Raw genomic sequence first — 14,088 nt, 5'->3', positions numbered from 1 at the left:
ATGTTGAACACAAGTGAATTTGGTCATGAACTTAAAAAACATGGTTTTAACTTTTATAGCGGGGTCCCCTGCTCATTTTTAAAAAGTCTTATTAACTACTCGATCAATGAATGTAACTATATTGCTGCTGCAAATGAGGGAGATGCAATCGCAATCGCATCAGGGGCCTCCTTAGGAGGAAAGAAATCAGTAGTACTCATGCAAAACTCTGGCCTCACAAATGCTGTCTCTCCCCTTACATCTTTAACTTATCCGTTTCAATTACCCGTGCTTGGGTTTGTTAGTCTGCGAGGAGAACCAGGTTTGATTGACGAACCTCAGCATGAATTAATGGGACAAATCACAACTCAATTATTAGACCTTATGCAAATAAAATGGCAATACTTATCAAGTAATTTCAGCGAAGCAAAGTTACAACTTAAAACGGCTAACGAGTGGGTTGAAAAAGAACAACCTTTTTTCTTTGTAGTCAAAAAAAACACATTTGAAAAAGAGAGCTTGAAACTCGAGGAAGAAGCCATTCATATAAATAAGTCAAAAATTGAAAAAACTTCCTTTGATGAACTACCAAGTCGAATTGTAACATTGCAAGTGATTAATCAGTGTAAAGATGGGAAAACCGTACATCTTGCAACAACAGGAAAAACGGGTAGAGAACTTTATGAAGTGGAAGATTCCTCGAACAACTTGTACATGGTTGGTTCCATGGGGTGTGTTAGTTCCCTTGGATTAGGATTAGCGCTTACTCGAAAAGAACTCAATGTAGTTGTCATTGACGGAGATGGTTCCTTGCTTATGCGAATGGGAAGTCTATCGACAAACGGTACCTATCAACCCGAAAATATGCTGCATATTCTTTTAGATAATCAAACCCACGACTCAACGGGAGGGCAACGCACCGTTTCTCATAATGTAAACTTTGTCAACATCGCGGCCGCTTGCGGATACGAAAAATCATTGTATATTCATAATCTAAAAGAACTCGAAAAAGAAATACAAAAATGGAAAAAGACAAAAGGACTTACTTTCCTTCATCTTAAAATTAGAACAGGATCTAAACAAAACCTTGGTCGCCCTCAAGTTACGCCTCATGAAGTGAAAATACGACTTCAACAATTCATCAACGAAAAAGGATGAGTGGCATGCGGAAATTTAAAAGAAATATATTATTAAATCCAGGTCCTGCTACGACAACGGATACGGTTAAATTCGCGCAGATCGTCCCGGATATTTGCCCGCGCGAAAAAGAATTCGGTGATATCATGCGTTTGGTATCTACCGAACTTACGAGTCTCGTTGCAAATACGGAGGACTATACAACCATTCTGTTTGGTGGATCCGGTACCGCTGCAGTAGAGTCAATCTTGAGTACCGTAATGACTGACGGGGTTATCGTTATCATTAATAATGGGTCATATGGAAAACGAATGTGTGAAATTGCAGAAGCATATCGGCTCGATTGGGTTGAATATGTTAGTCCAGTGGATCAGCCAATTCAGTTCGATCATTTGCAATCATTTATCCGAAATCGGCCGCAGCCCGTTTCCTATCTTGCTGTTGTGCACAATGAAACAACAACGGGTTTATTAAATGATATTGAATTGCTTGGTTTAATTTGCAAAGAAAACAATTTAACAATGATGGTGGATGCCATGAGTTCATTCGCCGCGATTCCCATTCAAATGAGCAAGATGAACATCAGTTATCTCGCGGCGAGTTCCAATAAAAACTTGCAAGGCATGGCAGGCGTCTCTTTTGTCGTGGCAAAAAAAGATGAAGTAGAGAAAGAAATGAAGACAAGGCCAAGGAATTATTACTTAAATCTTTATGATCAATATATACATTTCAAGGAAACAGGGCAAATGCGGTTCACCCCGCCCGTTCAGACAATGTATGCATTAAAACAAGCCATCATGGAAGTAAAAGAAGAAGGTGTAAATGAAAGATATGCACGCTATTCTGAGTGCTGGAAAACGTTAGTCGCTGGCATCAATAAACTTCGATTAACGCATCTTGTCGCTCCCGAACATCATTCAAGAATTGTTACCGCAATCGTAGAGCCTGTGTGTGTTGCATATAACTTCGAGAGCATGCATGATTATTTCTACACAAACGGCATAACTATTTATCCTGGAAAGCTTAAAGATTTGAATTCCTTTCGAGTCGCGAATATAGGCGATCTTACGAAAGATGATATTGATCACTTCCTGAGCTTGCTTGAACTGTATCTTAAACGCATAGGTTATCTTCCTGAGCACTAAATAGAAAATGAGGGGCTATTTCAAAGGGTAAAAAATTGCTCCTTGAAACAACCCCTTTTTCCAATTGAATAAACTATAAAGTAGTCTATTCGGACAAGCACGATTATTAATTAAAACCAAGGGGTCGGGTTCTATGAGAAGTCCAAGCTCAATAGGAACCCTAACACCAAATGACCCTCATTTGCGTGTCACGTCTATCCCTTCACGCTGAAGCGTCTTGACAAGTGTATTATGGAACAAGTGCATATGCCGATTTTGAGGCAATGTAACCATTTCCCCATCTCTAAAATAGAAATCGAACTTCGGAAATCCTCCCTCTTGCGGAATCTGACGAAAAACGACTTGCTCAATTTTATCCCATGCATAATGCTGGTTTGCCTCCACCACTCCCCGTTTGAATGAAATGCCTTCCGTTGACACGCGTACATAATGCCCGGATCCTTCTGCCACAAATAAAATCGAAATTAGGATGCATATTGCGGCAAGCCATTTCGATTTTTTATTCACAGACAAAATCCAGAGCAAAGAAGTGGCGATGATTAGAAAAAGTACTCCAACCCCATATAACAAATACACCTTCGAAGGAACAACAATGACCCAAGTACTTGGCTCTTGGTAAAGCGAGTTGGCTATAAATGATGGTAACAGTAAAAGAAACACAGGAGAAACTACTAGAATCCCGAACGAAATTGCCATAAAAATGTGTCGTGGCTCATTTCTACTTAACATCCCCCCACCTCCCCCAAATGGTAATACGTGGGAAGTACGTATTGGTTTCAAATTAATTAAAATAAAAAAAGACCCTACGAATAGGGTCTTTTCAGGCTTATATTAAGCTTTTTGAACGTTTGTAGCTTGTAGGCCACGTTGTCCTTGTTCAACATCAAAAGTTACACTTTGACCTTCGTCTAAAGATTTGAAACCATCGCTTTGGATAGCTGAGAAATGTACGAATACGTCTTCTCCACCTTCACGCTCGATGAATCCAAAACCTTTTTCTGCATTAAACCACTTAACTGTACCTTGTTCCATAAATTTTGCCTCCTAATGTGGATTTCCACATATGTGATACTATCCTTGCTCAAAAACCTTAGACGAAAAACAAAATATATTCAGACAAAATATATTCTCAATCTGAATTAGAACAAAAATAATTCTTCTTAAGAATAACATGTTTCTAATCAAATAGCAAATGGGAGCTTCTAACATAAACAATAGTTGCCGAAACCCTTTGGCGTATAAAGGTACACGTTCCTGCCATAACAAACTATTGGAGCCCTATGTATATTGGTTAATGAAAAAGAATGGGGGCTTGTTATGTATATCTGTTTCACTTGTTCCAGTGAGTTTTCGGAAGAACCGTTACGCGCTAACGATAGCCTTTTTTGCTCCGAAATTTGCTTACCTGAAGGTACTCTTGATGAGTTGCATGCCATTTCCTACGTCGGCATTTTAGAATCGTACCGGGAATATGCAGACGGGTACATTCGTTTCTCGTCACTGGATGAACGTGATGATGCGCTTGTAGAAATTTCGATGTTAAGGGATTCAGCATTTGTTTATTTTGCAGAAAGCCGTTGGGATTATTATTGCAAGCAAATCCAATATCTTCACGACTGTATTGATGATTTGTATGAAAAGGTGGTCGCTTATTTCGGCGATTCATCCCAATATGAGGTGTTCCAAGGGCTACATTTAACATGGCATGGGCTGTCCACGGACCGATGCGATAAAATCATTCAAACTTTGAACGACAGGATGGCAAATGAAGAATGGAAACCACATATCTCTTACAATGACAGCTTAAATGCCAAAACAGAATACCGCAATATCATTTCGTTCCCGGATGATTCGCTTTATCCCGATCCATTTATAGAAGCTTTGTACGAAGCTGCTGTCACTGCGTACGGCGTGGCCGATGAAGAAATGGAAGAATATATCAGTCTTGAACGCATGGCCATTTGTCCGTCTTGCCGATACCCTGAACCCATGGAAGAATTCTCGGAAATCGTGAAGTTGAAGCAATTCGTCTGTGAGGGATGCTCCACGAAAAGGTGGTAAACAATATGAATACGCTCATTTATAGCGTTTGCAGGTTCTGAAACAATTATGGCTACAGTGAGAACCTGAAATTATCCTCACATAAAAAGCGTTGGATACCTATGTTTAAGGGATCCAACGCTTTTTTTCTTCATCCTACTTATCGATTATCAATGTTTTCCGGATACATATCGTGCTGCATGAGCCTGTTAATCGCCATTTGTTCAAACATCGTGCCTGATTTTCCGTAATTGCAATACGGGTCGATCGAGATGCCGCCACGCGGTGTGAATTTGGCCCACACTTCAATATACCGTGGATCCATCAGTTCAATGAGGTCATTCATAATAATGTTTACGCAGTCCTCATGATAAGCCCCGTGGTTTCGGAAACTGAACATGTATAATTTCAACGACTTGCTTTCCACCATTCGAACATCCGGAATATAAGAAATATAGATTGCCGCAAAATCCGGTTGCCCGGTCATCGGGCAAAGGCTTGTAAACTCAGGAATATTGAACTTTACAAAATAATTGTTGTCCTGATGTTGGTTCTCAAAAGTTTCAAGTATACTCGGATTGTAGTCATAGTTGTATTCCGTGTTTTGATTTCCAAGCAATGTAAGATCTTTCGTGTCACTTTGTTTCATTCGATTTGCTCCTCCCTTATTGTGTGGCCCGCACTGTTTGCGGAACTTTATGTGGTTCGTCTGATATATTCGGTTCATAAATGCCCAATTTTATAACAAAATGCCTGATTCCTCCGGCAACAATCAGCTGCATAAGCGTCTTCGCAATCCACTGTCCCGCAATTGCGTAAGGGACAAGCTCCCACGGTACGAACTTGAGACCTAACGGACCGATTCCGATGATAACGAATACTGCAGAATCAAGAAATCCAGCGATAATTCCGGAATACATGACTCGTTTGACAAAAGGTAGTTTGAAACGCGTATAAATTTCCGTATCGACCGTTTCGGATATGATAAAGCTAAGCATCGACGCAAATACAACCCACAACGCGTCGCCTAACAAGTGGCTTGTAATCGCAGAGATTGCAAGCGCAGCAATAATTAACACATATGTTTTCCAACGGCCGAATCGATTCTGGACCATATCCCGCATAACTAACGTCAATCCTATAAACAACGTTCCATAAGGGATGATGAATAAACCTAATTCAATCGGCGCAAATTTGGCCGTAATCACGTTGGCAAGTACGATCGATAGTAAGTAGATTAAAATCCTAAACATGTACGCGGCCTCCTGTCAGGTACGCATCAAGGCCTTGTTTTCTCAATTTACAAGAAGGACAATCACCGCATCCATCACCGATGATTCCGTTATAACAAGTCGTCGTATTCTCTCTGATATACTCTAAACTGCCCATTTTGTCCGCCATCTCCCAGACATCCGCCTTCGTTTTCCACATTAACGGCGTATGGAACTCGAAGCGTGCATCCATCGCAAGATTCAGCGTGACATTCAATGATTTGATAAAATCATTCCGGCAATCTGGATAACCGCTGAAATCCGTTTCACTCACACCCGTAATGACATGCCTCGCCCCAACACGCTTTGCGTAAATCGCCGCGAACGACAGGAATATATGGTTTCTACCCTCGACAAACGTATTCGGAACTCCACCCGTCTCGTCAATCTCCATGTCACTGCGGGTCATGGCATTCTCCGTCAGCTGGTTCAACAAATTTAAATCCATGACGGTATGGGGAACCCCCAAATCCTCTGCAATCTTCTTCGCCGAATCCAGTTCCGACGCATTTCTTTGGCCATACAAAAAAGTGACGGCTTCAACGTGATCGAATGTCTCCAAAGCCCACAGAAGACACGTCGTTGAATCTTGCCCGCCACTAAATACGACTACCGCTTTTTCCATATGTACTTCCTCCCTAGTTTTTATTATAGAGGGGATGGTTTCGAACCCTCTTCAATAAGAGTATACCTGAATTCGTTATATGAAGATACCGTTTCTTTGTAAAGGTGCCTGTGCATGAAACATTCACGACAATTCAACCGATTCGCATAAATATACAACAATACTGGTGAAACTCTAAAATTTATTGACTTCATTTTTAATATTTATGCAATTGTAGTGTATTATTAGAATAGTTTGCTGCACAGGTACTAAATTGGGTACTAAAAAGGCTGTCGCGGAAGGTGAGTTTTCACTACCATTCCGGACAGCCCCGCTTCTTCATTTGCGCTTCAGTGTATACGTATTAAATTCCCCTTCAGGTGCACTGTTGAAATAGCTTGTTCCATTCGCCTCGTAGCGGACTGCATAGGTGATGCCCCCACCACCATCACGAATCCCTTTCACTTCGATTGTTCCAATTGCTGGTACGGTGATTACTTTCGGTTTGTGTTTAATCATGAATGGTTCAGATGTTGGGACACCATCTACGATGACTTGAACGAAATCCCCGTCCTCGGCTGCATAATCCCAAATCCATAGTTTTGCTTGGTCGCCTGCATGGGTATGCTCAATCGTATAGTCCTTTGCCCCGATGTTTTCGTCCGACCTGAGCAGGATTGTTCCAGCCGAAACGCCTGAAGATACTTTTGTTTCAAGGGCATTCTTTGCTGCCTCGGAACTTGAAGGACTGGTGCTACCCGAAAATGCAACAGTCCCTATTCCAATGGCCAGACAGATGGCTCCGAAAATTTTCAGCGGTCGATCATTCCGTTTTCGGATTGATTTTTCAGCAGTTTCAGGCTCCCCCCAGGACGGGTGCGATTCACCCATACTTCCTCTTTGCTTCGATTTTGGAGTGCCCCTTGCTTCTTCCAATTTGGTTCTCAAATCCTTCTTCTTTTCTGTCAATGTCCTACCTCACTTCCACGGAAGTCACTGGTCTCTTCTTGAAATATATGCTCATCGCCAGTCTCGCCCCGATGATAAATACAATCATGAGTATCAAGAAGATTGTATGACGTGTTGAATTCGTTACTTCATACCCTTTATTCAAAATCATCAATGCCGTATTCGCGATGATGACATTAATGAAAAAGATTGTAATGAATGCGTATAACCAAGGAATCGCTCGATACATCCGCCGTAACGCTGGTACCAGCATAGAAATCCCGATGAACAATCCGCAAATACCTATCATAGCAATGCCGGTCTGCGGACCCGCAAAACCCGCTGTACGGATTGTGCTGACATCAGATAGAAACATAATCGGAGTGAATATCAGTATGATTAATACGATAGACATCGGAAAAATAAAATATAGGATTGCTGCTGCGGCGGCCAATTTACTTTTCATTCGTACTACACCCTTTCAAGATCAGCCGACTGGATCGTCATCAATTCTTCACGGGTCAGATGAGGATCGGTGCTAAGGCGGATTGCCTGGTTATTAATTGCCTTTTCATACAAGTTTCGGACGTAACGGCCATTTCCGAAATGCGGTTCCTTCGAAGCTTCGGATAGGATTTCCGACAGTTTTTCTTTTGCAGCTAAGTCAAGGACATAGCCCCTTCCTTCGAAGAATTGATTGGAAATGCGCAGTAACTGCTCTGTCGAGTAGTCGGAGAACTCAATAACGTTCGGGAAGCGGGATCTTAAGCCTGGATTAATAACCAAAAACTGATCCATATCCTCGCTATACCCTGCAAGGATGACGACAAGTCGGTCTCGATGGTCATCCATCATTTTCACCAATGTATCAATAGCCTCTTTGCCGAAGTCATTCGTGCCTCCCTGCGCTAAAGCGTATGCTTCGTCGATGAAAAGGACGCCGTCCATCGCAGATAATACCACTTCCCTCGTCTTCATGGCAGTCTGTCCAACGTATCCTGCCACAAGGTCGGCGCGATCTGTTTCGATGAGCTTGTTCGTTCGAATGACGCCAATATGATAGAGTACTTGAGCGACTGTTCGTGCCACCATCGTCTTCCCGGTTCCTGGATTTCCTTTAAAGATCATATGCATCGTCTGGGAATCGTCAACAATCATGCCCAATTTTTTCCGTTCATTCTGCATCCGTAATCGTGCGTTGAGACCACGTATATAACCTTTCACTTCATCCAATCCAACGATTTTCGCCAATTGTTCCTCGAGGTCGAAATCATCGTCGACTTTTTTCATCGGTTCAATATCCTGCGGGATGATCATTTGCATTTCTTCCGCAGGCACATCCACCGTAGCAATCCTCGCCGACTGGTTTCGCACTATTTCTTCTACATAGTTTCTTACCATCCGGCCGTTCCCGGAATCAGCTGTCGCTTGCTTATGCAGTTGGCCGACCTGTTCCTCCAATAATTGCTGTGCATCTGCCGCCAAACGGAAGCCTTTTGACGAAATTATCTTTTGGGCGATGCGGAACAGTTCCTCCGCATGATAGTCGGGAAACTTAATCTGAAGCGGAAAGCGAGATGCAAGACCCGTATTCGCTTTCATGAATTCTTTCATTTCCTTGTCATATCCCGCCAAAATCACAACAATTTCGCCACGGTAATCCTCAATCAGCTTCACGAGTGTATGGATCGCTTCCCTGCCGAAACTGTCCCCTTCGGAAGACAATGAATACGCTTCATCGATGAAAAGTACACCGCCGAGCGCCGACCGGAACACTTCTTCCGTCTTCTTCGCCGTATGGCCAACGTATTGGGACACTAATCCGCCACGGTCCACTTCCACTAAATGGCCAGATTTCAGCATGCCCATATCTTTGAACATCTGCGCCACGACACGCGCGATGGTCGTCTTTCCGGTACCGGGGTTGCCGCTAAATATCATATTTAATGATTGCGTGGTATCCATTTGAATGCCCGCAGCACGTCTTTTCTCTTCCGCTATCAACAACTTATGTTGCAGACGGACAAACTCCTTCACGTCGGTTAAACCGATAATTGGCGCAAGGGATGCATCGAGATCGAAATCGCCGGTTTCTTCGAACTGGAAATCTTCATAGCGAAGTTCATCCAATTCGGCGGTTGGGTCTTCATTCAAGCGTTTGGATTGATTCAAAATGGTGCTTTCTACAATATTTCGGACTAAGCGACCGTTTCCACTGTCATTCCGTCCTTTAATCTGCCGTTTATCAAATAGACGGAGCAGCGGTTCCTCACAGTTCGCTGCAATCCTGTACCCTTTGCTATGTGCAGTATGCAAAGCAATTTTCCAGAGCTCCTCTGATGTATAATCCTCGAAATGGATCAAGTTCGGAAAACGCGATTTTAGGCCAGGATTCACTTTAAGGAATTCTTCCATTTCATCCCCATAACCAGCCAATATGACAAGTAGATCATTGCGGTTATCTTCCATTCCTTTGACAAGCGTATCGATTGCTTCAAGTCCGAATAAATCGTTTTTATCCCTGCAAAGCGCATACGCTTCATCGATGAACAGAACACCGCCAAGAGCAGAGTTGATGGCATCTTGAGTGAGACGTGCTGTTTGGCCGACATATTGACCGACGAGATCCGCCCGTGTCACCTCCCGTAGTTGGCCAGTGGATAGGATGCCAAGTGCCTTCATATACTTTGCGACAATCCTCGCGATCGTCGTTTTCCCTGTACCCGGATTTCCCGAAAAGATCATATGCATGGAGATGTCCGACGACTGGATTCCTGCTGACACCCGTCGTTGTTGAACTTTCAAGTGATCTTCTAACTGGAGGACATACTCTTTCACAGCGTCCATACCGATGATCGTAGCAAGTTCACGCTTCACTTCTTCGATGCCCGCAGCCATCTTTTGCGGTCGCAGTGCTGCCAACGGAATCGTCTTACCCCGTATAATTGCCGAATAGCCTGTATCTGAGTGGGTTAACATCACCCGTTCATCCGTATCCAATGAATGCCTTAATTTATATTCGGCGATTGGCATAAAGAACTTCTCATGGACGTAATTCCGCAGACCATTGACACCGGTCGATGTTTTAAATTGCCTGTTCGTCTCCTTAAGTACCTGCTCATCCCAGGCGATTCCAATAGAAAGTTGCCCACGGCACTTCTCTTTCAACTCCGCCAATATCCGAAGGGTCAGCATCCGCACTTCACCTTTGGAAAATGAAGTCGTATGAAGTACATCGCCGACCGAACTCATAAATTTCGGACCAAATACATCGAAGACGTCTTCTTCGGATTTTTCCGATGCAAAGATGAAGAACTTGCCATTCGCACTTAATTCGCTAATGGAATTTTGAACGAGCATTCCCGTGGCTTCTACCAGGGCATTGTTCTGGAATACATACCTCGAGCGGAGTGCAAAGGTTCCCGTCCTCGCCAGCACCGAAATGACATCAATTATGCTCGAATGGGATTTCTCAAAGTTCTCGAATAAGATCGCATCCGACTGACCGTACAGGCATTTATATAAATCCGATAGGAACAACGGGAACTCTGAAACCGTCGGATATGAAGCAAGATCTATCTTCATGACCGTTTCACTGCTTACAAGCCGATACTGCTTCATATAATGGATCGCACGGTAGATACCCGTTTTCCGGCCGGTTCCCCGACCCCCTAAGACAAAAATCGTATTCTTCGGTCGGTTCCCGTCAAAGCCGGTAATATATGGCCGTTTGAAGGCAATCATCAGCTGATCGAGGAATTCATTCTGTCCAACAAGATCCTCAGTGAGATAGGAGCGTATTTCTCCGAAGATGCCCGGGATTTCAGCACTATTCCATTTCGTCTTGTCCTTGTATTGGTAAGCGGCTGTATTCTCCTGTGGCTGTTGCGCTGTTTTAACCGGCTTGCTTGAAACGGACTGGATTGGCGCCGTATTCTCCAAGCCTCCGCCTCCCCGCAACTCTTGACGCTGCAACATAGGTACAGCTGTCTGCATCCGATTTTTCTTTGCAAAGAACCCTTTCTCCTTATATACTTCTATGATTTGATATTCTGGAAGAAGGAACTTGATGACATCTCGTAATCTCATTCGTTTAAACTGCCACCTTTCCTATCTTCTGTAATTCTATTTGACCCACTTACTCACCCCGTTTTATATGCTGTTGTTTCTATTATATCATGACAAAAGAGCCCCGCTAATAGGATGAAAAAACCTTCCTGTTTAGGAAAACGAAGCATTCCATTATATCTAATACGGTACAAACTTCAAAACGTTTCAATTTCACAATACGTAGTTCAATGAGAACCTAAAAGTAATTAAAAATAACCCTGACCATCATTGGTTTGGGTTACTTTCAATTCCAAGCATTTTAAGTTTGTATTCAATCCATTTTCTCTGCTAACCCAATCCATTCCCTAAATCTTATTGCAGTCTCCCCATCTGCATCAATCCCACTTTCAGGACTAATTGTGAAGGGTAGCCATTGCCAATCCTCGCACCCCACAAAACCGATTTTTGACCAGTTATGGATGAGTTCAATAAAGTTATTTGCAATCTTATATCCGTGGCCTCTTCCATCATCATGACTTAAATAAACGACCGGTGCGTCATCACTATCCGTCGTATCAAAGGCTAAATAATCGCCGTTACCCACATCACAAAAAGCCAATTTATTGTGCCAAACCTTATCATACGGGTCGTCCGGATTAGGAAAAACCGTTTCAACCCATCCCATGCGATATTCTTCAATTTCGGGAAGACGTTTTAAGCTCCAATGAGGAGTTCCGGAAAATACGCCTTCGAATTCATCTGCCCTCTCATCCGGTAAAAACCACCGCAAGCTAAACTCCCCTGAAAACTCCTCAAGGACCTTCTTAAAACTAACAGGCAACTTAACCCCTAACCGAGCTTCCATTTCCGTTATTTGTTCTCGGGAAGCCGGTACGCCGATGTTGACTTCTTGAACCTCTCCACCAATCTCTTTGACCCGTGAAGCAATCGCTTCAATTCTATTTCTTATCAATGTGTAATCCATCCCCTATCCCCTTTCCTCTTAAACTTTATATATACCATTTCTTGAATAGTCAGGCAACAATATAGAGGATTTCTATGATTGTAAGAGAATAGTGTAGTAATGGCATGGACGGCAGGGTTCTTTAAACCGATGAAAGGAGTGCTTTCAATTGGCACTTTTGAACTCAAATTCCCAATATATAAGGGCTGTGCGTCTGAAGCGGGGAGAGATACCGCATAGCACATTCCCATTCACCCTTCCCTTCGTCCGGAACTTGCACGAATTAGAGCTTCATCCAAACATCACATATATAATCGGCGAAAATGGCATGGGAAAGTCGACGTTGCTGGAGGGAATCGCCATTGCGTATGGCTTTAATCCGGAAGGAGGAACGTTGAATTTCAATTTTTCCAGTTTTGATTCCCACTCAAAGCTTGATGAATATATTCGTCTTGTTAAGGGGACGGAACGGGCAAGAGATCATTTTTTCTTCCGGGCGGAGACATTTTATAATGTAGCGACAAATATCGAGGAGCTTGACCGCGAACCTGCATTTGGTTCAAGGATCATTGATTCTTTCGGAGGCGTATCCCTTCACGAGCAATCGCACGGAGAATCCTTTTTCGCCGTGTTCAGAGAGCGGTTTCGAGGCAACGGTTTATATATTTTGGATGAACCCGAAGCCGCCCTGTCCCCTCTTCGCCAAATATCATTGCTTGCACGCATCAACGAACTTGTTAGGGAAGGATCCCAGTTTATCATATCGACCCATTCGCCGATTCTGATGGCCCACCCGCTTTCCAAAATCGTCCAAATCACAGAAGATGGGATTGAGGAAACAACTCTGGAAGAAACAGAACATTACTCCATCATGAAACAGTTTTTCGATGACCGTGACCGATTGTTGTACCACCTATTTCAAAATTAATAGGTGAACGAAGTTAATCTCCTTACCCACCAGTAGCAATCAACCCAAAAACCCATAGGATAGATAATAACTATAGTCTTTATCTTTATGGAAAGGGGCAAATCATGAATAACTCTCAATTCCGTGCCGCTATGGGGCAACCTTTTATTGTTGCGTTATCTAATGGAGATGTAACGGGTGATAAGGTGATTGATCAAATCTACTTGACTGGTACAAAAACGGCGGATAGTCCATTCATTCAAAATATTACGCTTCATATTAGGGATGGGAGAACGGGAGTATTGACAAGTATTCCGCTGCATAACAACGTTGGCTATAATCCGACACTGTTCTTGGGTGATTTCACAGGCAATGGCGTGGATGATATATTGATTGGTATTACTACAGGTGGCAGTGGTGGAATTATTAATTATTACATTGTTTCCTTTGTCGGGAATCAAGCCAAATTGCTTTTTGATTCTGATGTTTATAATAATCATTTCAATTACGACGTCACTTATCAAGATCATTATAAGGTTGAGGTTGTAAGCAAGCCAAATAACGAGAAATATATTATTGATATCTCTACGAGGGATGCAAGTTATTTAAATGAAATATATGACACAAATGGGAAGTTGAAAACACCGATAACCGGTTTTGTAGATCCTTTGAGCGGCTTGTATCCGGTGGATTTTGATTCAAATGGGGTTTACGAGCTTTTAGCGTACCAGAAAATATCAGGAAGATATCATGCGGATGGCTTAGGTTATATCATGAATACACTTGGATGGAATAATAATGGATTTGTATTGCAGGAACAGTATTTAGGAATATTTGGCGCACAATTTTAGGTACCTGTGCAGGAAACATTCATGACAATTCAACCAATTCGCATAAGTATACACCAACTATCATGAAAACCTTAATCCCATTAACATTGCATTTAATACTTATGCAATTGTAGTGTATTTTTAGAATAGTTCGCTGCACAGGTACCTAAAAAAACCGTTCAAAGCCTTTTTCGGCTATGAACGGTTTCTTTG

General features: G+C 42.7%; 14 protein-coding genes. 5 read left to right on the top strand and 9 right to left on the bottom strand.

Features of this window, described 5'->3' with window-relative positions:
* Together aepY and P5G49_RS13425 are read left to right on the top strand one after the other, a co-directional pair.
* A complete protein-coding gene (gene aepY / locus P5G49_RS13430) occupies positions 1 to 1,137 on the top strand; it encodes a phosphonopyruvate decarboxylase (protein ID WP_301244552.1) in 1,137 nt (378 codons plus the stop codon).
* A gap of 5 nt (positions 1,138 to 1,142) precedes the next feature.
* Positions 1,143 to 2,261 (top strand): 2-aminoethylphosphonate--pyruvate transaminase, encoded by a 1,119-nt coding sequence (locus tag P5G49_RS13425; protein ID WP_301244550.1) that lies wholly within the window; start codon positions 1,143 to 1,145, stop codon positions 2,259 to 2,261.
* 177 nt (positions 2,262 to 2,438) lie between these two features.
* Here P5G49_RS13425 and P5G49_RS13420 read toward each other — a convergent pair whose 3' ends face one another.
* Both P5G49_RS13420 and P5G49_RS13415 read right to left on the bottom strand, forming a co-directional pair.
* Complete coding sequence (locus P5G49_RS13420) at positions 2,439 to 2,990, bottom strand: hypothetical protein (protein ID WP_301244548.1); 552 nt, start codon at positions 2,988 to 2,990, stop codon at positions 2,439 to 2,441.
* 102 nt (positions 2,991 to 3,092) lie between these two features.
* Positions 3,093 to 3,293 carry a cold-shock protein gene (locus tag P5G49_RS13415; protein ID WP_283733908.1) on the bottom strand — a complete coding sequence of 67 codons (201 nt, stop codon included), beginning with the start codon at positions 3,291 to 3,293 and terminating at the stop codon, positions 3,093 to 3,095.
* A gap of 255 nt (positions 3,294 to 3,548) precedes the next feature.
* On the opposite strand from P5G49_RS13415, the gene P5G49_RS13410 reads away from it, so the two are divergent.
* Positions 3,549 to 4,322: a hypothetical protein gene (locus tag P5G49_RS13410; protein WP_301244545.1), complete on the top strand. Its 774-nt coding sequence runs from the start codon at positions 3,549 to 3,551 to the stop codon at positions 4,320 to 4,322.
* A 139-nt stretch (positions 4,323 to 4,461) separates the two neighbouring features.
* Here P5G49_RS13410 and queF read toward each other — a convergent pair whose 3' ends face one another.
* The 7 genes from queF to P5G49_RS13375 all read right to left on the bottom strand — a co-directional run bounded on the left by queF (position 4,462) and on the right by P5G49_RS13375 (position 12,159).
* Entirely contained in the window at positions 4,462 to 4,950 is a 489-nt protein-coding gene (gene queF, locus P5G49_RS13405) for a preQ(1) synthase (RefSeq protein WP_301244544.1), read from the bottom strand.
* 16 nt (positions 4,951 to 4,966) lie between these two features.
* On the bottom strand, positions 4,967 to 5,554 hold the full coding sequence (locus tag P5G49_RS13400) for a VUT family protein (RefSeq protein WP_301244543.1): 588 nt from the start codon (positions 5,552 to 5,554) through the stop codon (positions 4,967 to 4,969).
* Entirely contained in the window at positions 5,547 to 6,221 is a 675-nt protein-coding gene (gene queC / locus P5G49_RS13395; protein WP_363322187.1) for a 7-cyano-7-deazaguanine synthase QueC, read from the bottom strand. Before queC ends, P5G49_RS13400 begins: the two co-directional genes overlap by 8 nt.
* A 294-nt stretch (positions 6,222 to 6,515) precedes the next feature.
* Positions 6,516 to 7,145: a hypothetical protein gene (locus P5G49_RS13390; protein ID WP_301244540.1), complete on the bottom strand. Its 630-nt coding sequence runs from the start codon at positions 7,143 to 7,145 to the stop codon at positions 6,516 to 6,518.
* Between the two features lie 4 nt (positions 7,146 to 7,149).
* Positions 7,150 to 7,590, bottom strand: coding sequence for a hypothetical protein (locus tag P5G49_RS13385; protein WP_301244538.1), 441 nt, complete (start codon positions 7,588 to 7,590; stop codon positions 7,150 to 7,152).
* A gap of 5 nt (positions 7,591 to 7,595) precedes the next feature.
* Complete coding sequence (locus P5G49_RS13380) at positions 7,596 to 11,213, bottom strand: AAA family ATPase (protein ID WP_301244536.1); 3,618 nt, start codon at positions 11,211 to 11,213, stop codon at positions 7,596 to 7,598.
* A 292-nt stretch (positions 11,214 to 11,505) separates the two neighbouring features.
* Complete coding sequence (locus tag P5G49_RS13375; protein ID WP_301244534.1) at positions 11,506 to 12,159, bottom strand: SMI1/KNR4 family protein; 654 nt, start codon at positions 12,157 to 12,159, stop codon at positions 11,506 to 11,508.
* A 157-nt stretch (positions 12,160 to 12,316) separates the two neighbouring features.
* On the opposite strand from P5G49_RS13375, the gene P5G49_RS13370 reads away from it, so the two are divergent.
* Both P5G49_RS13370 and P5G49_RS13365 read left to right on the top strand, forming a co-directional pair.
* Positions 12,317 to 13,066 (top strand): AAA family ATPase, encoded by a 750-nt coding sequence (locus P5G49_RS13370; protein WP_435877217.1) that lies wholly within the window; start codon positions 12,317 to 12,319, stop codon positions 13,064 to 13,066.
* Between the two features lie 104 nt (positions 13,067 to 13,170).
* Positions 13,171 to 13,896: a VCBS repeat-containing protein gene (locus P5G49_RS13365; protein ID WP_301244530.1), complete on the top strand. Its 726-nt coding sequence runs from the start codon at positions 13,171 to 13,173 to the stop codon at positions 13,894 to 13,896.
* The last annotated feature ends 192 nt before the right edge of the window (positions 13,897 to 14,088 follow it).

The organism is Sporosarcina highlanderae, assembly GCF_030433715.1.
GTDB classification, from domain to species: Bacteria; Bacillota; Bacilli; order Bacillales_A; family Planococcaceae; genus Sporosarcina; species Sporosarcina highlanderae.
Note: the sequence above shows the minus strand (reverse complement) of the source record. Positions and strands in the feature narration are given on the sequence as shown.

Bases quoted from the DNA above. Each gene is read 5' to 3' on its own strand.
- P5G49_RS13425 (WP_301244550.1), top strand. From the start codon at position 1,143: ATGCGGAAATTTAAAAGAAATATATTATTAAATCCAGGTCCTGCTACG.
- P5G49_RS13415 (WP_283733908.1), bottom strand. From the start codon at position 3,293: ATGGAACAAGGTACAGTTAAGTGGTTTAATGCAGAAAAAGGTTTTGGA.
- queF (WP_301244544.1), bottom strand. From the start codon at position 4,950: ATGAAACAAAGTGACACGAAAGATCTTACATTGCTTGGAAATCAAAAC.
- P5G49_RS13400 (WP_301244543.1), bottom strand. From the start codon at position 5,554: ATGTTTAGGATTTTAATCTACTTACTATCGATCGTACTTGCCAACGTG.
- P5G49_RS13420 (WP_301244548.1), bottom strand. From the start codon at position 2,990: ATGTTAAGTAGAAATGAGCCACGACACATTTTTATGGCAATTTCGTTC.
- P5G49_RS13375 (WP_301244534.1), bottom strand. From the start codon at position 12,159: ATGGATTACACATTGATAAGAAATAGAATTGAAGCGATTGCTTCACGG.
- P5G49_RS13380 (WP_301244536.1), bottom strand. From the start codon at position 11,213: ATGAGATTACGAGATGTCATCAAGTTCCTTCTTCCAGAATATCAAATC.
- P5G49_RS13385 (WP_301244538.1), bottom strand. From the start codon at position 7,590: ATGAAAAGTAAATTGGCCGCCGCAGCAGCAATCCTATATTTTATTTTT.
- aepY (WP_301244552.1), top strand. From the start codon at position 1: ATGTTGAACACAAGTGAATTTGGTCATGAACTTAAAAAACATGGTTTT.
- P5G49_RS13365 (WP_301244530.1), top strand. From the start codon at position 13,171: ATGAATAACTCTCAATTCCGTGCCGCTATGGGGCAACCTTTTATTGTT.